Source organism: Janibacter sp. Y6 (genome assembly GCF_040900765.1).
Lineage (GTDB): Bacteria > Actinomycetota > Actinomycetes > Actinomycetales > Dermatophilaceae > Marihabitans > Marihabitans melonis.
In genome coordinates this window covers 193,868-214,612 of the sequence record NZ_JAKLYZ010000005.1, presented here as the reverse complement: position 1 = coordinate 214,612, position 20,745 = coordinate 193,868, and the positions used below count along the sequence as shown (strand labels likewise).

Annotated in this window: 19 protein-coding genes; 15 read left to right on the top strand and 4 right to left on the bottom strand. The window is 74.0% G+C overall.

The window, feature by feature from the left end:
• Positions 1-5: 5 nt before the first annotated feature.
• Positions 6-1,199: a sensor histidine kinase gene (locus tag L6241_RS13190; protein WP_368246647.1), complete on the bottom strand. Its 1,194-nt coding sequence runs from the start codon at positions 1,197-1,199 to the stop codon at positions 6-8.
• A gap of 42 nt (positions 1,200-1,241) precedes the next feature.
• Here L6241_RS13190 and L6241_RS13185 point away from each other — a divergent pair, with 42 nt between their 5' ends.
• The 8 genes from L6241_RS13185 (at position 1,242) to L6241_RS13150 (ending at position 6,515) form a co-directional block, all read left to right on the top strand.
• On the top strand, positions 1,242-2,087 hold the full coding sequence (locus tag L6241_RS13185) for a Fic family protein (RefSeq protein WP_368246646.1): 846 nt from the start codon (positions 1,242-1,244) through the stop codon (positions 2,085-2,087).
• A 318-nt stretch (positions 2,088-2,405) separates the two neighbouring features.
• Positions 2,406-3,113, top strand: a complete 708-nt coding sequence (locus tag L6241_RS13180; protein WP_368246645.1) for a hypothetical protein — start codon at positions 2,406-2,408, stop codon at positions 3,111-3,113.
• Positions 3,092-4,150, top strand: a complete 1,059-nt coding sequence (locus L6241_RS13175) for a TadA family conjugal transfer-associated ATPase (RefSeq protein ID WP_368246644.1) — start codon at positions 3,092-3,094, stop codon at positions 4,148-4,150. The genes L6241_RS13180 and L6241_RS13175 overlap by 22 nt, the downstream gene beginning before the upstream one ends.
• Positions 4,147-4,806 (top strand): hypothetical protein, encoded by a 660-nt coding sequence (locus L6241_RS13170; protein WP_368246643.1) that lies wholly within the window; start codon positions 4,147-4,149, stop codon positions 4,804-4,806. The genes L6241_RS13175 and L6241_RS13170 overlap by 4 nt, the downstream gene beginning before the upstream one ends.
• Positions 4,803-5,339 carry a type II secretion system F family protein gene (locus L6241_RS13165; protein WP_368246642.1) on the top strand — a complete coding sequence of 179 codons (537 nt, stop codon included), beginning with the start codon at positions 4,803-4,805 and terminating at the stop codon, positions 5,337-5,339. The genes L6241_RS13170 and L6241_RS13165 overlap by 4 nt, the downstream gene beginning before the upstream one ends.
• Positions 5,340-5,588: 249 nt before the next feature.
• Positions 5,589-5,780, top strand: a complete 192-nt coding sequence (locus L6241_RS13160) for a DUF4244 domain-containing protein (protein ID WP_368246641.1) — start codon at positions 5,589-5,591, stop codon at positions 5,778-5,780.
• Positions 5,749-6,132, top strand: coding sequence for a TadE family type IV pilus minor pilin (locus L6241_RS13155; protein WP_354587499.1), 384 nt, complete (start codon positions 5,749-5,751; stop codon positions 6,130-6,132). The genes L6241_RS13160 and L6241_RS13155 overlap by 32 nt, the downstream gene beginning before the upstream one ends.
• Entirely contained in the window at positions 6,132-6,515 is a 384-nt protein-coding gene (locus tag L6241_RS13150; protein WP_368246640.1) for an Rv3654c family TadE-like protein, read from the top strand. Before L6241_RS13155 ends, L6241_RS13150 begins: the two co-directional genes overlap by 1 nt.
• Positions 6,516-6,535: 20 nt before the next feature.
• Here L6241_RS13150 and L6241_RS13145 read toward each other — a convergent pair whose 3' ends face one another.
• Both L6241_RS13145 and L6241_RS13140 read right to left on the bottom strand, forming a co-directional pair.
• Positions 6,536-6,985 carry a hypothetical protein gene (locus L6241_RS13145; RefSeq protein ID WP_368246639.1) on the bottom strand — a complete coding sequence of 150 codons (450 nt, stop codon included), beginning with the start codon at positions 6,983-6,985 and terminating at the stop codon, positions 6,536-6,538.
• A 75-nt stretch (positions 6,986-7,060) separates the two neighbouring features.
• The gene (locus tag L6241_RS13140) at positions 7,061-9,445 is read right to left on the bottom strand and encodes a DEAD/DEAH box helicase (protein ID WP_368246638.1); all 2,385 of its coding nucleotides are present in this window, start codon (positions 9,443-9,445) and stop codon (positions 7,061-7,063) included.
• A gap of 113 nt (positions 9,446-9,558) precedes the next feature.
• Between L6241_RS13140 and L6241_RS13135 the strand changes: the two genes are divergently transcribed.
• From L6241_RS13135 to L6241_RS13110, 6 genes are all read left to right on the top strand, one after another.
• Entirely contained in the window at positions 9,559-9,912 is a 354-nt protein-coding gene (locus tag L6241_RS13135; protein WP_068272960.1) for an STAS domain-containing protein, read from the top strand.
• Positions 9,913-9,989: 77 nt separating this feature from the next.
• Entirely contained in the window at positions 9,990-12,392 is a 2,403-nt protein-coding gene (locus L6241_RS13130) for a sodium-translocating pyrophosphatase (protein WP_368246637.1), read from the top strand.
• A 69-nt stretch (positions 12,393-12,461) separates the two neighbouring features.
• Positions 12,462-14,003, top strand: coding sequence for a methyltransferase (locus L6241_RS13125; RefSeq protein WP_368246636.1), 1,542 nt, complete (start codon positions 12,462-12,464; stop codon positions 14,001-14,003).
• Positions 14,004-14,057: 54 nt separating this feature from the next.
• Positions 14,058-14,636: a TetR/AcrR family transcriptional regulator gene (locus L6241_RS13120; RefSeq protein WP_191680662.1), complete on the top strand. Its 579-nt coding sequence runs from the start codon at positions 14,058-14,060 to the stop codon at positions 14,634-14,636.
• The gene (locus L6241_RS13115; RefSeq protein WP_368246635.1) at positions 14,633-16,369 is read left to right on the top strand and encodes an ABC transporter ATP-binding protein; all 1,737 of its coding nucleotides are present in this window, start codon (positions 14,633-14,635) and stop codon (positions 16,367-16,369) included. Before L6241_RS13120 ends, L6241_RS13115 begins: the two co-directional genes overlap by 4 nt.
• The gene (locus tag L6241_RS13110) at positions 16,366-18,378 is read left to right on the top strand and encodes an ABC transporter ATP-binding protein (RefSeq protein ID WP_368246634.1); all 2,013 of its coding nucleotides are present in this window, start codon (positions 16,366-16,368) and stop codon (positions 18,376-18,378) included. Before L6241_RS13115 ends, L6241_RS13110 begins: the two co-directional genes overlap by 4 nt.
• Positions 18,379-18,405: 27 nt before the next feature.
• Here the strand turns inward: L6241_RS13110 and L6241_RS13105 are convergent, their stop codons facing one another.
• Positions 18,406-18,813, bottom strand: a complete 408-nt coding sequence (locus tag L6241_RS13105) for a DUF4878 domain-containing protein (protein WP_368246633.1) — start codon at positions 18,811-18,813, stop codon at positions 18,406-18,408.
• 158 nt (positions 18,814-18,971) lie between these two features.
• Here L6241_RS13105 and L6241_RS13100 point away from each other — a divergent pair, with 158 nt between their 5' ends.
• On the top strand, positions 18,972-20,732 hold the full coding sequence (locus L6241_RS13100; protein WP_229300508.1) for a sodium:solute symporter family protein: 1,761 nt from the start codon (positions 18,972-18,974) through the stop codon (positions 20,730-20,732).
• Positions 20,733-20,745 lie beyond the last annotated feature (13 nt).

Genomic DNA, 20,745 nt, shown 5'->3' with positions numbered 1-20,745 from the left:
TCACCCTAGGACGAGCCGGTGACGGCCGGGGAGAACTTCGGCACCCGGAAGGACACGCGCATGCCGGCACCGGGGGCCGTCTCGACGACGAGCCCGTAGCCCTCGCCGTAGACCTGGCGCAGCCGGGCGTCGACGTTGCCCAGGCCCACGGAGTCGCTGCGGCTCTGCCCGTCGAGGATCTTGCGGATGGCCGAGGGGTCCGCCCCGACCCCGTCGTCCTCGACGCTGATCTCGGCCTCGGAGCCGAGGTCGGCGACCGACAGGGTCACCGTGCCGGGCCCGTCCTTGGCGGCCAGGCCGTGCCGCACGGCGTTCTCGACGAGCGGCTGGATCGCGAGGTAGGGCAGCTGCACCGGGAGCACCTCGGGGGCGACGCGAAGGGTGATCCCGAGGCGCTCGCCGAAGCGTGCCTGCTCGAGGACGAGATAGCGCTCGACGTTGCGCAGCTCCTCCTGCAGGGTCGTGTACGCGCCGCCGCGACGCAGCGCGTAGCGGGTGAAGTCGGCGAACTCGAGGAGCAGCTCGCGCGCCCGGGCGGGGTCGGTGCGCACGAAGGAGGCGATGGCGGCCAGGGAGTTGTAGATGAAGTGCGGGCTGATCTGGGCACGCAGCGCACGCAGCTCGGCCTCCATCGCGCGTGTGCGCTCGAAGGAGAGCTCGGCGAGCTCGACCTGCGTCGCGACCCACCCGGCGAGCTCCTCGACCGCGCGGGTCAGCCCCGCGGAGGTGCGGGGCGCGTACACCGCGAGGGCTCCGACGACGCCGGTGTCGAGCTGGATGGGGGCGATGACGGCGGCCCGGACCGGGCACTCGGTCGAGGTGCACGTCACCTCGTCGGGCCCGAGGACGACGGTGCGCCCGGACAGGGCTGCCGCGGCCTGGTCGACGACGGCGGGCAGGTGATGACGGCCCTCGCCCTCCCAGACGATGACCGAGGTCCGGTCGCAGATCGCCAGGGCCGGGGTGGCCATGAGCGCGCGGAGGAAGGGCGCGGCCCGGGTGCAGCCGTCGTCGGTGAGGCCGTCGGCGAGATGACGAGCGGCCAACGAGGCGGTGTGGAGGGTCTCGTACGTGGCCTGGTCGCCGACGGAGATGAAGCCGCGGGGCCTCGAGCGCGCGCGGTACAGCGTGACGAGCGCGACGAGCGCGGCGGCCGCCGCGGCCACCACGAGCGCCGTCGGCAGGTCGAGCCCCGTCATGGGCGGACAGCCTACGGGCGAGCCCGCCGTAGGGTGTGCGTCGTGCCCGAGATCGTCTCTGCCCTGCATCGTCTCGCCGAGCTCGAGGACGTCGCGGCGGCCAGCGAGCGCGCCCGCGAGGCGTGCACCGCGCTGCGCTGGCACGAGGGCCTGCGCCGTCGCACCCCGGAGGCCGCCGCCGAGTCGCGGGTGCGCGGTGCCTGGGCGAGCGCCGAGCTCGACGGGGCGCGCTCCAGCGCCACAATCGTGCGCGACCTCATGCGCGGTGCCCGGGAGCGCTCCCCGCACCCCGACCCCGCCGAGCGCGTCATCCACGGCGCCATGGCCGCGACCGCGGAGACCGAGCACCTCGGCTCGCTCGCCCTCTCCGCGCCCGGTCAGGTGCTGGCCCGTCTGCACACCGTCGCCGCCGCGGAGCTCGTGACGGACCGCGAGCAGCTCGGCCGGCCGCGGCGCGCCGACGAGGGCTGCGACGAGCTCGTCGATCTCGGCCCCGCCCCCCAGGGGGAGGAGCTAAGGGTGCGCCTGGCGGGCGTCGTCGAGCTCATGAGCAGCGCCGACCAGGCGCCCGCGCTCGTCGTCGCCGCGGTGGTCCATGCCGAGATCGCGACGATCCGCCCCTTCGTCGTCGGCAACGCCCTCGTCGCCCGCGCCGTCGAGCGGGTGCTCGTGCGGGCCACCGGGCTCGACCCGACGGGGGTCGCCGTGCCCGAGGCCGGTCACGGCTCGCAGGGTGGGCCGGCCTACCTGGGATCGCTCACCGGCTACGCCCAGGGCAGCAGCGACGGGGTGCGCCTGTGGCTGCGCCACTGCGGCGACTCGATGGTCGAGGCCGCCCAGGAGGGTGCCCGGGTCGCGGACTCCGTGCGCGCGGGTCGCCTTGTGTGACAGCGGCTTTACCAAAGCCTTACAAACGGATTGTGCCCCTCTCTGATGCGGATCCTTCTGCGAATGTAGAGTCGATGACGTCGCTCCCTCTTCGGAGGTCGTAGCGGCGAGCGCACCAGAGCTCCCTCCCCCCGGGGTCTGGCGCGTGAGGTGGCCCCGGTCGATCCCCCCCGACCGGGGCCACCGCTATGTCTGCCTCCTGCCGACGTGCCGCGTCTCCGACCGGCTCGTCCACAGGGGCGACGCCGCCGCGTCCGCCGTCCACAGGCCCGGCGGCGGGCGCGCGGGGCCTGCGGTGGCCAGGGGAGCGTGTCGGGCATGCATCCCGTCCTGCTGCTCATCGGCGCCTCGGGCGGTCTGGGCGCCTCGACGCTCGCGGCGGTCCTCGCCCAGCACCTCGACGGCACGCTCGTCGACGGGCTGCTCGACGGGTCCGGCGCCGACACGACCCTCGTGCTCGAGGACGAGCCCGGGCTGCGCTGGCCCGACCTCGCCGGTCTCGACGGCGACGTCGACCCCGCCCGGCTCGTGCGTCACCTGCCAGGCACCCGACCACCCGTGCTCTCGGCGGCCGGCCCGGGCCGGGTGGGACCGGACGCGGTGCGGTGCGCGCTCGCCGCCCTGCGCCAGGCGGCCCCCGTCGTCGTCGACCTGCCCGCGGCCGTCCACCGGGCCGAGCCGTGGCTCGCCGTCGCCGACGTCGCCGTGGTGCTCTGCGGCCTGCGCCCGCGACAGGTGCGCGACGCCGCGGCCGTCGTCGGGTCGCTGCGCGAGCACGGCCTCGACGCCCATCTCGTCACCCGGGGCTCGCGCCGCGCAGAGCCGGCGGGGCAGGAGGTCGCAGGGCACCTGCAGGCGCCCTGGCTCGACCACCTCGAGGACCACCCGGGCGTGCCGCGCGACGAGGGTGCCGGCTGCCCCCCGCGGGCCCGCGGTCCGCTCGGACGGGTCGCCCGCGAGATCGGCGAGGTCGTGCCCGGGGCGGACGGGGGCGGAGAGCTGCGATGGCTGCGCAGGGCGGGCTGAGCGGGTCGGGCGCGCCCGACGAGCTCATCCGGCGCGGGGCGACGCCGAGCGTCCCGACGATCGGGCAGGTCGCGCGCGCGGAGTCGGTGCGCCTGGGCGACCGGGGCGTGCGGCGTCGCGAGCACGAGCTGCGCTCGGCCCTCGTGGGTCTCGGCCCGCTCGAGCCCGTGGTCGCCGATCCCTCGGTGACCGACGTCCTCGTCAACGGCGACGGTCAGGTATGGGTCGACCGCGGCGAAGGGGTGGAGCGCGCCCCGGTGGTCGTCGGCGACCCGGTCGACGTGCGGCGCCTGGCGACCCGTCTCGCCGGGCTGGCCGGCCGACGTCTCGACGACGCCCAGCCGTGGGTCGACGGCCTGCTGCCCGACGGGTCCCGCCTGCACGCCGTGCTCCCGCCGCTCGTCGACGGGGGAGCCCACGTCAGCCTGCGCATCCCGCGCCACCGCCACCGCGACCTCGACGACCTCGTCGGCACCGGCATGCTCGACGACGAGACCGCCGAGCGGCTGCGCCAGGCCGTGGCGCAGCGTCGCTCGGTCGTCGTCAGCGGGGGCACCGGCACCGGCAAGACCACCTTGCTCGCCGCGATGCTCGCATGCGTGCCCGCCGACGAGCGGATCCTGCTCGTCGAGGACGTCGCGGAGATGAGCGTCGATCACCCGCACACGGTCCGGCTGCAGTCGCGCAGCGCCAACACCGAGGGCGTGGGGCGGGTCAGTCTCGACGAGCTCGTGCGCCAGGCGCTGCGGATGCGGCCCGACCGGCTCGTCGTCGGCGAGGTGCGTGGCCCCGAGGTGCGCGAGCTCCTCATGGCGCTCAACACGGGCCACGAGGGCGGCTGCGGGACCGTCCACGCGAACGCCGCGGCCGACGTGCCCGCCCGTCTCGAGGCGCTCGGGACCCTCGCCGGCATGGCACCCGAGGTGACGCGCGCCCAGGTCGCACTCGCCGTCGACCTCGTCGTCCACCTGCGCCGGGGCCCGCGGGGACGCCGGGTCGAGGAGGTGGTCGCCATGGGCGACCTCGTCGGCCGATGACCCCGGCCGTCGTCGTCCTGCTCGTCCTCGCGGCGCTGACCTGGCCGGGCCGGGCGACGCCGGGCGGGCGGACGTGGTCGGCGGCGGGCCTGCGGCGGGTGCGCCGACGCGACGAGCTCGGCCTCGAGGAGGCCGCAGCGCTCGCCGAGCTCCTCGCGATGGGCCTGCGCAGCGGGGGAGCGCCCTCCCGGGTCGTCGAGGTCGTCGCCCCGGACGCGCCGGGCGCCGCTCAGGTCCTGCTCGACGAGCTGCGCCACGAGCTGGGGGCGGGCCGGACCGGCGAGCAGACGTGGACGAGGTGGGCCGCCGAGCACCAGGCCCTGGCCCCGTGCGCCTCGGCGTGGCGGCTGAGCCAGCGGTGCGGGGTGCCGCTCGCCCCCGCGCTGGAGCAGGCGGCGTGCTCGTCACGAGCGGCCCTGTCGGCCCGGCGCCGGCTCGACGCCGCGAGCGCGGGTGCGCGCGCGACGATGGGGCTGCTCACCCTGCTGCCCCTCGTCGGCCTGCTGGCGGGGCTGGCCCTCGGGGTCTCGCCGGCGGCGCTGCTCGGGTCGCCCGCGGCTCTCACCAGCCTGGCGACGGGCGTCGTGCTCACGGCGCTCGGCTGGGCCACGAGCCGGGCCGTCCTGCGCCGGGCGACGAGACCGAGATCGGCGTGACACCCGCTCTCGTGGCGCTCGTGCTCGCCGCGGTGCTTCTGTGGCCGCCGCGGGCGCGCGCCGTGCCCGGCCCCCTTCGCCCGGCCGACGAGGCCCCGGCACCTCTGCTCTCCCAGGTCGCCGACGCGACCGACCTCCTCGCGCTCTCGCTCGTCGCCGGTCGTGGCATCACCGAGGCGCTCGACGCCGTCGCCGACGTCAGCGACCCGGCCGTGGCGCTCGACCTCAGACGGGTGGGAGCCGCGCTGCGGTGGGGGCGGGAGATGCGCGCCGCGTGGTCCTACGCGAGCCCGGGCTGGGCCCCGGTCGCCACGGCGCTCGTCGTCTCCTCGGAGTGCGGCGCCCCCGCGAGCGAGGTGCTCGCGGGGGCAGCCGCGCGGATCCGCGAGGCCGAGGCCCTCCGGCTCGAGGCCGCAGCTGCGCGCGCCGGCGTGCTGCTCGTCGTGCCGCTCGGTCTGCTCTTCCTGCCCGCCTTCGTCGCCATGGCCGTCGTGCCGATGCTCGTCGTCCTGCTCGGGCAGAGCCTGCGCTGAGCCGGCGCCCCCCTTGCTGGTGCTCCGCTGGTCCTCCGCGGGTCCCGCGCGGGTCGAGGTATCCGGGCGAGCCAGGGCACGCGCGATCACCTCGACCGGGTGCCGGCATCGGCGCGAGCCGTCCACACCCCGTGCTCTTCGCGGGCTCCGGTCCACAGGAGCACGACGGGGGGCGGCGTCGCCGCAGCTCACCGACTTCGCTGGAGGTGCCGCGGCGCACCAGGTGCCGCGCGACCCGATGGAGGAGACATGAGAGCGACACTGACCCGCGCCGTGCGGCGCGGACGGCTGGCCTGCGAGGCCGGCATGACCACTGCGGAGTACGCGGTGGGGACCTTGGCGGCGGTGACCTTCGCCCTCGTCCTGCTCGCCGTGGTGAAGTCCGGCGCCGTGAAGTCCGGGCTCGCCGGTGTCATCGCCGAGGCGCTGGGCCTGCGCTGAGCGGTGGCGGGGCGCCGCCGGGACGGTCACCGCGGAGATCGCGGTCGCCGTCCCGGCCGTCGTCCTCGTCCTCTCGCTCGCGCTGTCCGGCATCGCCCTCGGCGCCGACTCGGTGCGCTGCCAGGATGCAGCCCGCGTCGGCGCGCGCGAGCTCGCCCGCGGCGAGAGCGAGCAGCGGGCCGTCTCCGACGCCCGGCGGGCGCTGCCACGGGGGTCGAGCGTGACCGCCAGCCGGTCGGGCGACCGGGTCGTCGTCGCCGTGAGCGTCCCGCCGCCGTCCGCCCTGCGCGGCATCGGGGTGGGCTCCGGGCCGCGGTGCACGTCGACGGCGCGGGTCGAGGAGGTCACCTGATGCAGGCGCGCCGCGGTGCGGGGGAGCGGGGCTCGGGGAGCGTCCTCGTCCTCGGCATGGTCGCCGCGGTGCTCGTCGTGCTCACCGCGACCCTCGTCCTCGCCGGCGCGCTCGCGGCGGCCCACCGCGCACGCGGGGCGGCCGACCTCAGCGCGCTCGCGGCCGCGGGCGAGGCGGTCGACGGGGCGTCGTCGGCAACGGCCTGCGGGGTGGCCGCAGACCTCGCGCGCGTCAACGGCGCGACGCTGCGGTCGTGCGTGGTGGGGTCCGACGGCGTGGTGGACGTCGAGGTCGTCGTCGCCGTCCCTCTCCACGTCTCGGGGGTCACGCCACGGTCGATGCCGGGACGGGCCAGAGCCGGACCGGCGCCGGGGCAGCGGTGACGAGGTCCTGCGTCCCGTGCTCAGGCGCGGGGCGGGAGCCCGCCGTCGGGGCGGCCGCGGCGGGCGTCCTCCTCGGCGACCGCGGCACGCTCGCGCGCCGTCTCGGTCGCCAGGTGCTGGTCGTGCAGCTCGCGCTCGTGCTGACGGTCGAGCTCCTCGCGCTCGCGCACCCGGGCGGCCTCGTCCTCGGCGCGACGCTGCTGGGCCTCGCGCTCGAGCTCCTTGCGCTCGCGCCGCAGCCGCGCCTTGCGGGCGAGGGCCGAGCGCATGAGGACCAGACCGAGCCAGGCGAGGAACATCACGGCCATGCCGGCGACGACGAACGCGAGCGGGTTGAGCGAGACGGTGACGGTGTCGAGCAACGAGATGTCGACCTTCTGGCCGGCGACGTCGGGCGAGCCCGTGCCCATGACGAGGACGACACCGACGAGGATCGCGACGACGAGGATGATCAGACCCAGGACGACCATGACGAGAGCTCCGTTCGGGGGAGGCGTCGGCCTCCCGGGACCGGGGGCCGTCGTGCGGGCGGTGCGTCGAGCACACTAGCCCCGCTCGGCAAGGATCGCGCCCAGGAGCGCGACCGCAGCATCCTTGTCCAGGGGCTCGTTGCCGTTGCCGCACTTGGGCGACTGCACGCACCGCGGGCAGCCCCGCTCGCAGGGGCAGTCACGCACCAGCTCGAGGGTGGTGCGCCACCACGTCGGCGCCATGTCGTGCGCCCGGTGCGCGAAGCCCGCGCCGCCGGGGTACCCGTCGTAGACGAGCACCGTCGGCAGCCCCGTGTCGGGGTGGACGTCGGTCGAGACCCCGCCGATGTCCCACCGGTCGCACGTCGCGAGCAGGGGCAGGGTCGCGATGGCGGCGTGCTCCGCCGCGTGGGCCGCCCCGGGCACGTCGGCCTCGTCGACCCCGGCCTCGGTCAGCAGGTCGGGCGTCATCGTCCACCACACGCCACGTGTCGTGAGGACCTGCTCGGGCAGCTCGAGCTGGTGGGTGCCGATGATCTCGCCGCTTGGGAGCCGGCGCACGAAGGAGGTCACCTGGCGGCGCACCCGCACGACCCCGCGGCACAGCCGCATACGGCCGAAGGTCGCCGAGGACTCCTCGCGGACGATGTCGAAGGAGGAGCGGGACTGCGCCGTCGTCGACCACCCGGGGTCGCCGCGCACCACCGTGGCGGTCGACCCGTCGAGGTCGAGGTCGGTGACGACGTAGGTCTGACCCTGGTGCACGTGGACCGCGCCGGTGTGCACGGAGGTGTGCGCGGCGGCCGCGTCCACCGTGCCGACGACCCGGCCCGTGCGCCCTTCGACGACGCTGACCACCGGGCCGGCACCGCGCAGCGAGAGGTGGTCGCCCGGGCGGTCCTCCCGGGCCCAGAACCATCCCGCGGGTCTGCGGCGGAGCACCTTGCGGTCCGTGAGCACCTCGAGCACGCCCGCGAGACCGGGCCCGAACCACCGCTCGTCCTCGAGGGTGACCGGCACCTCGGCGGCGGCCGCGGCCACGTGCGGCGCGAGCATGTGGACGTTGCCCGGGTCCATGACGATCGCCTCGACCGGGTCGCCGAAGACGTACTCGGGGTGCTGGAGCACCCAGCTGTCCAGGGGGTCGTCGGCGGCGACCGAGACGACGAGCGCGTCGCGCCCGGCGCCGCCCCCGTCGCGTCCTGCTCGTCCGGCCTGCTGCCACCACGAGGCCCGGCGCCCCGGCCAGCCGGCGACGACGACGGCGTCGAGGCCGGTGATGTCGACGCCGAGCTCGAGCGCGTTCGTCGCGGCGACCGCCATGAGGTCGCGCGAGCGCATCCGCTGCTCGAGCTCGCGGCGCTCCTCCGGCAGGTACCCGCCGCGGTAGGCCGCCACCCGCCCGGCGAGATCGGGGCGGGCGAGCTCGAGACGGTCGCTGACCTGCGCGGCGAGCGACTCCACGCCGGCCCGCGAGCGGGCGAAGGCGAGGGTCTGCACGTCGTCGCCGACGAGGGCCGCGACGACGTCGGCCGCCTCCGCGGTGAGCGAGCGGCGCGACCCGTCGGCCTGCTCCGGCGGCTCCCACAGGACGCAGGTGCGGCCGGCGCGCGGGGAGCCGTCGTGGGTCACGGCGACGACCTCGCGACCGACGAGGGCGTGCGCGTGCCGGGCGGGCTCGGCGACGGTCGCCGAGGCGAGGACGACGCTCGGGTGCGCCCCGTAGCGCTCGGCCACGCGCAGCAGGCGCCGCAGGACGAGCGAGACATGGGTGCCGAAGACCCCGCGGTAGGCGTGGCACTCGTCGACGACGACGTAGGACAGGGACCGGAAGAAGGGCGCCCACCCGCGGTGCCCGGGCAGCATCGAGTGGTGCACGAGGTCGGGGTTGGTGAGCACGATCTGGGCGTGCTCCCTGATCCAGCGCCGCTCGTCGGTCGGGGTGTCGCCGTCGTAGGTCGCCGCCCGCACACCGGGCACCGCCATCGCCTCGACCCGGGCCAGCTGGTCGGCGGCGAGCGCCTTCGTCGGCGCGAGGTAGAGGGTCGTCCCCCCGCGGATCGAGTGCCGCCCGCTCGGCGGTCCCTCGATCGCGGCGGTGAGCGCCGGCAGCAGGTAGCCGAGCGACTTGCCCGAGGCCGTGCCCGTCGAGACGACGACGTCGTGACCGGCGTGCGCGAGCTGGGCGACCTGCTCCTGGTGCGACCACAGCTGCTCGACCCCGGCGCCCGCGAGCGCCCCGCGCACGGCCGGCGCGACCCACCCCGGCATCGGTGCGTGCTGGGCCGCCCGGGCCGGCAGGTGCTCCGCATGGCGGACCCGTCCCGGCAGCCGGCTCTCCAGGGCGCGCAGACGCCCGTCCTCCCGGGCCGCGCCGGCGCCGGCGCGGCCGGGCGCGGTCCCCCTTCGCCCTGGACAGGGGCCGCCCGTCTGCGCTCTGGGCTCGGTGCTGCCGCTCACGGTGGTCTACGGTAAGCGCGGACGATCAGGGCGGGACCGACACCCCGCGCGACCTGCGGAGACGTCCGTACGTGAGGCGCCCGCCCGGGCGCCCTGGCCAGGAGGCGGTACCAGTGGCTCTGACGATCAGCACCAGCAACAGCAATGGAGCGGTCGTCGTGCACTGCACCGGCGAGATCGACGTGTCCACCGCGTCCCAGCTGCGCGACGCGGTCCAGCAGGTCATCCTCGGCGGCAGCCGCAGCGTCGCCATCGACATGACCGGCGTGAGCTTCATGGACTCGACCGGTCTCGGCGTCGTCGTCGGCCGGCTGAAGACCCTGCGCCGCGAGGGCGGCACGCTGACCATCGCCGCGACCGCCGAGCGGGTGCGCCGGGTCTTCGAGATCACCGGTCTCGACAAGGTCTTCGTGCTCTACCGCGACCCCGCCGACGCGGCTCGCGCCGCTGCCGAGACGACGGGGTGACCTCGGAGTAGGGTGACGGCCACTCGCCCACCTCAGCCGGTGGGCGCTCGTGCGCGCGAACCATCGAGGAGGATGGGATGGCGGTCTACCCCTACGCCGTAGCAGCTGACACGCTCGACCTGTCGAGCGGCAACCTCTACCTGACCGCCGGCGTCGCCCTCATCGGCGTCGTGTGCATCGCGATGGGGCTGGTCTTCCGCTCCCAGGTGCTCGCCGCCGACCCCGGCACCGAGCGCATGCGCGAGATCGGTGCCGCCGTCGAGGAGGGCGCCCACGCCTACCTGCGCCGGCAGTTCCGCACCCTCGGCGTCTTCGTCGTCATCGTCTTCGTGCTCCTGCTCGCCCTGCCCGCGGACTCCGCGGGGGTGCGCTGGGGTCGATCCGGCTTCTTCCTCCTCGGCGCCGGCTTCTCCGCCGCGATCGGCTACCTCGGGATGTCCCTGGCGGTGAAGGCCAACGTCCGCGTCGCCGAGGCCGCCCGGACCTCCGGGCGCGACGAGGGCATGCGGATCGCCTTCCGCACCGGCGGCGTCGTCGGCATGTTCACCGTCGGGCTCGGTCTGCTCGGCGCGGCCGTCGTCGTCATGGCCTACCAGGGTGACGCCCCGAAGGTCCTCGAGGGCTTCGGCTTCGGCGCGGCCCTCCTCGCGATGTTCATGCGCGTCGGCGGCGGCATCTTCACCAAGGCCGCCGACGTCGGCGCCGACCTCGTCGGCAAGGTCGAGGCCGGCATCCCCGAGGACGACCCGCGCAACGCCGCGACGATCGCCGACAACGTGGGCGACAACGTCGGCGACTGCGCGGGCATGGCCGCGGATCTCTTCGAGTCCTACGCCGTCATGCTCGTCGCCGCCCTCATCCTCGGCTCGGCGGCCTTCGGCGAGAGCGGGCTCGTCTTCCCGCTGCTCATCCCCGCCGTCGGCGCCCTCACCGCGCTGCTCGGCGTCTTCATCACCAGGGCGGCACCCGGGGGCGACGCCCTCGCGGCGATCAACCGCAGCTTCTACATCACCGCCGCGATCTCCGCCGTGCTCACCGCGGTCGTCGCCTTCGTCTACCTGCCGAGCAGCTACGCCGAGCTCGGGAGCCGCAACCAGGAGATCGCCGCGATGTCCGGAGACCCCCGGCTCGCCGCGCTCCTCGCGGTGCTCCTCGGCATCGTCCTGGCCGCCGTCATCCTGTGGCTCACCGGCTACTACACCGGCACCGACAAGCGTCCGACGAAGGACGTCGCCCGTACGACGCTCACCGGCGCCGCGACGGTCGTCCTCTCCGGCATCGGGCTCGGCCTCGAGTCGGCGGTCTACAAGGTCACCACGATGGCCATCGCCATCTACCTCGTCTTCCTCCTCGGCGGCGGGTCGGTGACGCTCTCGCTCTTCTTCATCGCGCTCGCCGGCTGCGGCATCCTCACGACGGTCGGCGTGATCGTCGCGATGGACACCTTCGGCCCGGTCTCGGACAACGCCCAGGGCATCGCGGAGATGTCGGGGGACGTCGACGCGGAGGGCGCCCAGGTGCTCACCGAGCTCGACGCCGTCGGCAACACGACGAAGGCGATCACCAAGGGCATCGCCATCGCCACCGCGGTCTTCGCCGCCACGGCTCTCTTCGGGTCCTACACCGACGCCTGGAGCGCTCAGCTGGAGACCACCGCGACCGCGCTCGGCGACGAGATCTCCCAAGGGTCCATCGACGCCGGCGCCATCCCCGGCATCCAGCAGAGCATCGACGACTTCAACGTCAGTGCCGCCTCCGAGATCGTCAGCCCCCACACGCTCGTCGGGCTGCTCCTCGGCGCGGCGGTCGTCTTCCTCTTCTCCGGCCTGGCCATCAACGCGGTGACCCGCGCCGCCGGTGCCATCGTCTTCGAGGTGCGCCGTCAGTTCCGCGAGCACCCCGGCATCATGGCGGGCACGGAGAAGCCCGAGTACGCGCGGGTCGTCGACATCTGCACCAAGGACTCGCTGCGCGAGCTCGCGACCCCCGGCCTGCTCGCCGCCCTCACCCCCGTCGTCGTCGGCTTCGGCCTCGGCATCGGGGCGCTCGCCGGCTTCCTCGCCGGCGCCATCGCGTGCGGAGCGCTCATGGCGGTCTTCCTCGCCAACTCCGGCGGGGCGTGGGACAACGCGAAGAAGATCGTCGAGGACGGCCACCACGGCGGCAAGGGCTCCGACGCCCACGCGGCCGCCGTCATCGGCGACACCGTCGGCGACCCCTTCAAGGACACCGCCGGCCCGGCGATCAACCCCCTCATCAAGGTGATGAACCTCGTCTCGGTGCTCATCGCCCCCGCGATCGTCGTGCTCACCGTGCGCGAGGAGCCGATGACGTGGGCGCGCCTGCTCATCGCCGGGGTCGCGCTGGCGATCATCGTCGTCGCGCTGATGATCACCAAGCGGCGCGACCTGGCCATCGCCGGCGACGACGCCCCGGACGACGACGGCCGCGAGGTCTACGCCGCTCCCACCCAGGCCTGAGCGGGTCCCCCCTTCGCCCGGTCCCGCGGCGAAGGGGGAGCGCCCGCCCCGCCCGTAGGCTGGGTCGTCGTGACGTCCGCCGCGCCGATGACCCCCGACCACCCCGCGCCCGCCCTCGACCTCGAGCTCCTCGGCCGGCTGCGCGCCGACCTCGACCAGGCGGGGTTGGACGTGGACGCTCTCACGGAGCTGCTCGGGCCGGTCGCCTCCGGCGCGCTGCACCGCGAGGACCCGCTGCCCGCCCGGTGGCGGCTGCGCGACGTCGACGGCCCGCTCGCGACCTTCGTGCGCCTCTTCACCCTCGGCGACCCGGTCGACCCCGCCGAGGTCGACGAGCTGCTGCCGACCCTCACCGCCGCCGGTCTCGTCGAGCTCGGTCTGGCCCGGGAGAGCGGGACCTCGCTGCGCTCGACCGCCGAGGTACGCCCCTACGGCGACGAGACCCGCACCTGGTACGTCCTGTCCGACCACGGCGAGACGGCGCTGGGGACCTCGCTGCCCGTCGACCACGTCCTCGGCATCGGTGGCGCGTCGACGACCCTGGCCGCGTGGACCCCTCGGCCGGACGTGCGCCGTGCCCTCGACCTCGGCACCGGTTGCGGGGTGCAGTCGCTCCACCTGTCGACCCACGTGGGCGAGGTCGTCGCGACCGACCTGTCGCAGCGGGCCCTCGGGTACGCCGCGGTCAACGCCGCGCTCGCCGGGCTCGACCTCGACCTGCGGGCGGGCTCGATGCTCGAGCCGGTGACGGGGGAGCGCTTCGACCTCGTCGTGAGCAACCCGCCCTTCGTCATCACCCCCCGACGTGCCGACGTGCCGCTCTACGAGTACCGCGACGGCGGGGCCGTCGGCGACGAGGTCGTCGCCTCGCTCGTGCGCGACCTCGGCGCGCACCTCGAGCCGGGGGGCCTGGCCCAGCTGCTCGGCAACTGGGAGGTGCGCGAGGGGCAGGACTGGCGCGACGTCGTCGGTGGCTGGCTCGACGCCGCCGAGGCGGCCGGTCATCCCGTCGACGCCTGGGTCGTCCAGCGCGAGGAGCAGGACCCCGCCGAGTACGCCGCGACGTGGTCGCGCGACGGCGGGCAGCGTGCGGGCACGCCCGAGCACGAAGGGATGAGCCTGGCCTGGCTCGAGGACTTCGCGGCCCGGGGGGTCGAGCGGGTCGGCTTCGGCGTCATCACCCTCCAGCGGCCGGTGGGGGAGCGCCCGACCTTCCGCGACCTCGTCGACCACCGCGGACCCGTCGCGACGCCCATGGGTGCGTCGGTGCTCGCCGGGATGCGGGCCCGCACCTGGCTCGCCGAGCACGACGACGCCGCCGTCCTCGACGTCGCGTGGAGCTGCCCGCCCGATGTCACCGAGGAGCGGCACACCCGGCCGGGCGAGGCGGACCCGACGGTCATCGTCCTGCGCCAGGGCGGCGGTCTGGGGCGGGTCATCCAGCTGAGCACGGTGACCGCGGCGCTCGTGTCGGTGTGCGACGGCGAGCTCACCGCCGGGGTCGCCGCGGGGGCGATCGCCGGGCTGCTCGACCTCGACCCCGACGCGGTGCGCGCGGAGGTCGTGCCCTTCGTGCGCGAGGCGGTGGCGGACGGGCTGCTCGTGCGCTGACCGCCGTGGGCTCGACGCTTGTGAGTGAGCACTCACTCATCTATCGTCGACCGGGTGACCCCCCGTGCCCCCGCGATGAGCCCCGACGACCGGCGGGCGGCCATCGTCGACGTCGCCATCCCCCTGCTGCGCGAGCACGGCCCGGGTCTGACGACCCGGCAGGTCGCCGAGGCGGCCGGCATCGCCGAGGGCACGCTCTTCCGCGCCTTCGGCAGCAAGGACGAGCTCGTCCAGGCCTGCGCGACGGCCGTCCTCGACCCGGCGGCAGCGGTCGCCGAGCTCGGCGAGGTCGACCCGTCGCTGCCGCTCGACGACCGGCTCGTCGCCGGCGTGGCCGTCGTGCAGCGCCACGTCGAGCAGGTCGTCGCGCTCATCTCCGTCCTCCACCACGCCGGTGTCGTGCCGCCGGTGGACAAGGCCCGGCACCGCGGGCCGGGCGACCCGGCCCTCGACGCGGCCTTCACCGCTCTCGTCGGCGACGACGCCGGCGCCCTGCGCAAGCCCGTCGACGAGGTCGTCGGGCTGCTCCAGCTGCTCGCGCTGTCGAGCGTCCACCCGCTGATGTCGGCCCGGCGCCTCGACGCGGCCGAGATCGTCGACGTCGTCCTCGACGGCACCCGGAGGTCCTCGTGACGCTCGTCCGCCTCGTGCGCACCCACCTGCGGCCCTACGCCGCGGTGCTCGTGCTCCTCCTCGGCCTCCAGCTCGCCGGCACCCTCGCCTCGCTCTACCTGCCGAGCCTCAACGGCCGGATCATCGACGAGGGCGTCGCCGTCGGCGACACCGGTTTCATCCTCGCCGCCGGCACGGCGATGCTCGTCGTCTCGCTCGTCCAGGTCGTCGCGACGATCGGGGCCACCCGCATCGGCGCGCAGACCGCGGCCTCGCTCGGGCGTGACGTGCGGGCCTCGGTCTTCGCCCGGGTCGGCGCCTTCTCCGCCCAGGAGCTCTCGCGCTTCGGGGCGCCGACGCTCATCAGCCGCAGCACCAACGACGTCACCCAGGTGCAGCAGGTCGTCTACATGGCGCTGGCGATGATGGTCACGGCACCGCTGACGATGGTCGGCGGCATCATCATGGCGCTGCGCGAGGACGCCGGGCTGTCCTGGCTCGTCGCGGTCGCCGTGCCCGCGCTCGCCGCGGCGATCGGCGTCATCATCGCGAGGATGATCCCGCACTTCCAGGCGATGCAGCGGGCCGTCGACTCGGTCAACCGCATCCTGCGCGAGCAGATCACCGGCGTGCGGGTCGTGCGGGCCTTCGTGCGCGAGGACGTCGAGCGCGAGCGCTTCGCCCGGGCCAACGAGACGTACACCGGCACGGCGCTCGCGGTCGGGCGGCTCATGGCGCTCGCCTTCCCCCTCGTCATGGTGATCTTCAACGCCTCGACGGTCGCCGTCATCTGGTTCGGCGCCATGCGGGTCGACAGCGGTCAGATGCAGGTCGGGGCGCTCACCGCCTTCATGGCCTACCTCATCCAGATCCTCATGTCGGTGATGATGGCGACCTTCATGGCGATGATGGTGCCGCGCGCCGCGGTCTCGGCCGGGCGCATCACCGAGGTCCTCGAGACCGAGCCGACGGTGCGTGCCCCGGACGAGCCGGTGGCGCTGCCCGCCGGGCCGGTCGGGGTCGAGCTGCGCGGCGTGAGCTTCGCCTACCCGGGGGCGCAGGAGCCCGTGCTGCGCGAGATCAGCGTCGTCGCCCGGCCCGGTACGACGACCGCGGTCGTCGGCTCGACCGGCGCCGGCAAGACGACCCTCGTCGGCCTGGTGCCCCGGTTGCACGACGTCACCGGGGGCCAGGTGCTCGTCGGCGGGGTCGACGTGCGAGACGCCGACCCCGAGGACCTGTGGAGCCGGCTCGGCCTCGTGCCCCAGCGCCCCTACCTCTTCACCGGCACCGTGGCGAGCAACCTGCGGCACGGCGACCCCGACGCCACCGACGACGAGCTGTGGCAGGCGCTGCGCGTCGCGCAGGCGGAGGACTTCGTCCGGGCGATGCCCGAGGGCCTCGACGCCCCGATCGCCCAGGGCGGCACGAACGTCAGCGGCGGCCAGCGCCAGCGCCTGGCGATCGCCCGGGCGCTCGTGCGCCGCCCGTCGGTCTACCTCTTCGACGACTCCTTCTCGGCCCTCGACGTCGCGACCGACGCCCGCCTGCGCGCCGCCCTTCGCCCGGTCACCCGCGAGGCGACCGTCCTCGTCGTCGCGCAGCGCGTGTCGAGCATCGTCGACGCGGACTCGATCGTCGTCCTCGACGCCGGGGTCGTCGTCGGTCAGGGCACGCACGACGAGCTGCTCGCGTCGTGCCCGACGTACGTAGAGATCGTCTCGAGCCAGCAGGCGACGCAGGAGGCAGCATGAGCGAGCTCGGCACCGCGGAGGAGCGGGCGGCCAAGGAGCGGCGCGGACCGGGGTCGGCCCACCGCGGCGGCCCCCCGCACGCCGCGATCGGCGTCCCGACCGACACCTCGCAGGACTTCGTCGCGGGCGCCCGGAGGGTCCTGGGGCTGCTGCGTCCCGAGCGGCTCGTCGTGTGGACCACCGTCGTCCTCGCCGTGGGCAGCGTCGTGCTCAACGCGATCGGGCCGAAGGTCCTCGGCCGCGCGACCGACCTCGTCTTCGCCGGGTCCTTCGGGCGGCAGATCCCGGCCGGGGTCAGCCAGGAGCAGGCCGTCGAGCAGCTCCGGGCCCGCGGCGAGGACCGCGTCGCCGACGTGCTCGCCGCGATGGACCACGTCGTGCCCGGGCAGGGCGTCGACTCGGGAGCGCTCGGCCGGGTGCTGCTCGGCGTCCTCGCGATCTACGTCGTGGCGGCGGTGCTCCAGCTCGTCCAGGGCCGGCTGCTCACCGGGGCGGTCAACCGCACGATCTACCGGCTGCGCGAGGACGTCGAGGACAAGCTGCACCGGCTGCCGCTGCCGTACTTCGACGGCCAGCCCCGCGGCGAGCTGCTGAGCCGGGTGACCAACGACATCGACAACGTCGCGCAGAGCCTGCAGCAGACCCTCAGCCAGCTGCTCACCTCGCTGCTCACCGTCGTCGCCGTCGTGTCGATGATGCTGTGGATCTCGCCGCTGCTCGCGCTCATCGCGCTCGTGACGATCCCGGTGACGATGCTCGTCACCGCCGCCATCGGCAAGCGCAGCCAGCGGCACTTCGTCCAGCAGTGGAAGAGCACGGGCGAGGTCAACGCCGTCGTCGAGGAGACCTTCACCGGGCACGAGCTCGTCAAGGTCTTCGGTCGTCAGGAGCAGTCGGCACGCGACTTCGCCGTGAAGAACGACGAGCTGCACCACGCGAGCTTCCGGGCCTCCTTCATCAGCGGCGTCATCATGCCGACGATGATGTTCATCGGGAACCTCAACTACGTCGCGATCGCCGTCGTCGGCGGGCTGCGGGTGGCGAGCGGCACGATGAGCCTGGGCGACGTGCAGGCCTTCATCCAGTACTCGCGCCAGTTCACCCAGCCGCTCACCCAGGTCGCCTCGATGGCCAACCTCATGCAGAGCGGGGTCGCGTCCGCCGAGCGCGTCTTCGCGGTGCTCGACGCGCCCGAGCACGAGCCCGAGGCACGGACGCCGACGACCATCGAGGACCCGCACGGCCGGGTCGCCTTCGAGGACGTGTCCTTCTCCTACACCCTGGGCACCCCGCTCATCGAGCACCTCGACCTCGTCGTCGAGCCGGGGCAGACCGTCGCCATCGTCGGGCCCACGGGCGCGGGCAAGACGACCCTCGTCAACCTCGTCCTGCGCTTCTACGAGCTCGACGGCGGGCGGATCACCCTCGACGGCGTCGACATCACCGATCTCACGCGCACGGGCCTGCGCAGCCGGATCGGGATGGTGCTCCAGGACACCTGGCTCTTCGCCGGGACCATCCGCGAGAACATCGCCTACGGGCGTCCCGGGGCGAGCGACGACGAGGTCCTCGAGGCGGCCCGGGCCACCTTCGTCGACCGCTTCGTGCACGCGCTGCCCGACGGCTACGACACGGTCCTCGACGCCGAGGCCGGCAACCTCAGCGCGGGGGAGCGCCAGCTCGTCACCATCGCGCGGGCCTTCCTCGCCCAGCCCTCGCTCCTCATCCTCGACGAGGCGACGAGCTCGGTCGACACGCGCACCGAGCTGCTCGTGCAGCAGGCGATGGCCGCGCTGCGCAGCGACCGGACGAGCTTCGTCATCGCCCACCGGCTCTCGACGATCCGCGACGCCGACCTCATCCTCGTCATGGAGGAGGGGCGCATCGTCGAGCAGGGCTCGCACTCCGAGCTGCTCGCCGCCGGCGGCGCCTTCGCGGCGCTCTACGCGGCGCAGTTCTCCGGGGCGGTCGACCCGGACGCAGCAGTGGGCGCCGGCTCCGCGGTGTGACCCGCGGTGCCGACGCCCACCGGTCGGTCACATGCCGAGCGTGATCTTCCAGGCGTCGTCGACCTTGATGAGCTTGACGTCGCTGTCCTTGCCGTCGTAGGTCGTCTTCACGGTGGCGCTGTTGCCGTCCTCGGAGACGGTGGCGTCGCCGATGTCGAGCTTGTCGGGGTCGGCGACGAGCTCCTCGCCGCCGCCGCCCTCCTCGACCGACTTCTTCATCGTCTCGGCGCAGCCGCCCTCGCCGGCCGACTCGACGGTCTTGACGAACTCGGGGTCGAGCATCTCGCAGACCTTCGCGTAGTCCTTGTCCGCCGCGGCGTTCGCGAACTCCTCGACCGCGTCCTCCGGGCCGTCGCTGCTGCCGCAGGCGCTGAGGCCGAGGGCGAGCATTGCACCGAGGCCGGCGGTCATCATCGTCTTGGTCATCGCTGTCATACCCCTGTCTCGTCACCGACCACGGCGGCCGGTCTGCGGCGAGGATAGCCACGATCCGGCCCGCGGTAACTGGGGAGGACTCCCCGGTCGCCGGGGCCGGGACATGGGCGTAGGTTGCCAGGGCCGTCCCCCCGGGGACGCGACCTGGAAGGAGACCCATGACGCCGCCACTGACGTCATTGCCGGCGCTCATGCCGCCGGCTGCAGACACCCTCATCGACGCGAACGCCGTCGACTACCTGCTCGTCGCCCTGTACTTCGCCTTCGTCCTCGGCGTCGGCATCATGGCCCGTCGCTCGGTGAGCGACTCCGTCGACTTCTTCCTCTCGGGCCGCTCGTTGCCGGCCTGGGTGACCGGCCTGGCCTTCATCTCGGCCAACCTCGGTGCCGTCGAGATCATGGGCATGTCGGCCAACGGCGCCGAGATCGGCATGCCGACCTTCCACTACTTCTGGGTCGGCGCGGTCCCCGCCATGCTCTTCCTCGGCGTGGTGATGATGCCCTTCTACTACGGCTCGAAGGTCCGCTCGGTCCCCGAGTTCATGTACCGCCGCTTCGGCACCGGTGCGCACGTCGTCAACGCCTTCTCCTTCGCGCTGGCCCAGCTGCTCATCGCGGGCGTCAACCTCTACCTGCTCGGCTCGATCGTCCAGGCCCTGCTCGGCTGGCCGCTGTGGGTGGCGCTCATCGTCGCGGCCGCGATCGTCCTGTCCTACATCACGCTCGGCGGGCTGTCGGCGGCGATCTACAACGAGGTCCTGCAGTTCTTCGTCATCGTCGCCGCGCTGCTGCCGCTGACCCTCATCGGCCTGCACCGCGTCGGCGGCTGGGGCGGGCTCAACGACAAGATCACGGCGGCCGCGCAGAACGCCCCGTCCGACGCCGGGGTCGCCTCCGCGAGCCAGCAGCTCGACTCGTGGCCCGGCCAGGCGCTGTCCGGCTTCGACTCGCCGATCCTGTCGGTCATCGGCATCGTCTTCGGCCTGGGCTTCGTGCTCTCCTTCGGCTACTGGACGACGAACTTCGTCGAGGTGCAGCGCGCGCTCGCCTCGGACTCGATCTCCTCGGCCCGCAAGACGCCGATCATCGGCGCCTTCCCGAAGATGTTCATCCCCTTCATCGTCATCATCCCGGGCATGGTCTCGGCGGTGCTCGTCACCGAGATGATCGACCTCAAGAACGGCGGCACACCGACCGGTGGGGCGAGCGGCGACGTCAAGTACAACGACGCGCTCCTGCTCCTCATGCGCGACGTGCTGCCCAACGGTCTGCTCGGCCTGGCGATCGCGGGTCTGCTCGCGGCCTTCATGGCCGGCATGGCGGCCAACATCTCGGCCTTCAACACCGTCTTCAGCTACGACATCTGGGAGCGCTACGTCCGCAAGGACCGCAGCGACGACTACTACCTGCGGATCGGCCGTCTGGCCACCGTCGCGGCGACGATCATCGCGATCTTCACGGCGTCCATCGCGGGTGGCTTCTCCAACATCATGGACTACCTGCAGACGCTCTTCGGGTTCTTCAACGCACCGCTCTTCGCGACCTTCATCCTCGGCATGTTCTGGAAGCGGATGACCCCGACGGCCGGCTGGACCGGTCTCGTCGCGGGCACCCTTTCGGCCGTCGCGCTGTGGGTCTGCGGCAACCCCGACATGCTCGCCCTCTTCGAGCTGCCGGGGCAGGGCCTGGCTTTCGCCGCCGCGAGCACCGCCTTCGTCGTCGACGTCGTCGTCAGCGTCGCGGTGACGATGGTGACCAAGCCCAAGCCGGCCAGCGAGCTCAAGGGCCTGGTCTACTCGGAGACGCCGAAGGAGGACCTCGTCGACCCGCACGAGGCCGGTCGTCCCTTCTACCAGCGCACCGTCCCGCTCGCCGGGATCGCGCTGCTCATCGTCGTCGTCCTCAACTTCGCCTTCTAAGGAGCGCTGATCG

Bases quoted from the DNA above. Each gene is read 5' to 3' on its own strand.
- L6241_RS13190 (WP_368246647.1), bottom strand. From the start codon at position 1,199: ATGACGGGGCTCGACCTGCCGACGGCGCTCGTGGTGGCCGCGGCGGCC.
- L6241_RS13180 (WP_368246645.1), top strand. From the start codon at position 2,406: ATGCATCCCGTCCTGCTGCTCATCGGCGCCTCGGGCGGTCTGGGCGCC.
- L6241_RS13175 (WP_368246644.1), top strand. From the start codon at position 3,092: ATGGCTGCGCAGGGCGGGCTGAGCGGGTCGGGCGCGCCCGACGAGCTC.
- L6241_RS13170 (WP_368246643.1), top strand. From the start codon at position 4,147: ATGACCCCGGCCGTCGTCGTCCTGCTCGTCCTCGCGGCGCTGACCTGG.
- L6241_RS13160 (WP_368246641.1), top strand. From the start codon at position 5,589: ATGAGAGCGACACTGACCCGCGCCGTGCGGCGCGGACGGCTGGCCTGC.
- L6241_RS13150 (WP_368246640.1), top strand. From the start codon at position 6,132: ATGCAGGCGCGCCGCGGTGCGGGGGAGCGGGGCTCGGGGAGCGTCCTC.
- L6241_RS13145 (WP_368246639.1), bottom strand. From the start codon at position 6,985: ATGGTCGTCCTGGGTCTGATCATCCTCGTCGTCGCGATCCTCGTCGGT.
- L6241_RS13130 (WP_368246637.1), top strand. From the start codon at position 9,990: ATGGCGGTCTACCCCTACGCCGTAGCAGCTGACACGCTCGACCTGTCG.
- L6241_RS13110 (WP_368246634.1), top strand. From the start codon at position 16,366: ATGAGCGAGCTCGGCACCGCGGAGGAGCGGGCGGCCAAGGAGCGGCGC.
- L6241_RS13105 (WP_368246633.1), bottom strand. From the start codon at position 18,813: ATGACAGCGATGACCAAGACGATGATGACCGCCGGCCTCGGTGCAATG.
- L6241_RS13100 (WP_229300508.1), top strand. From the start codon at position 18,972: ATGACGCCGCCACTGACGTCATTGCCGGCGCTCATGCCGCCGGCTGCA.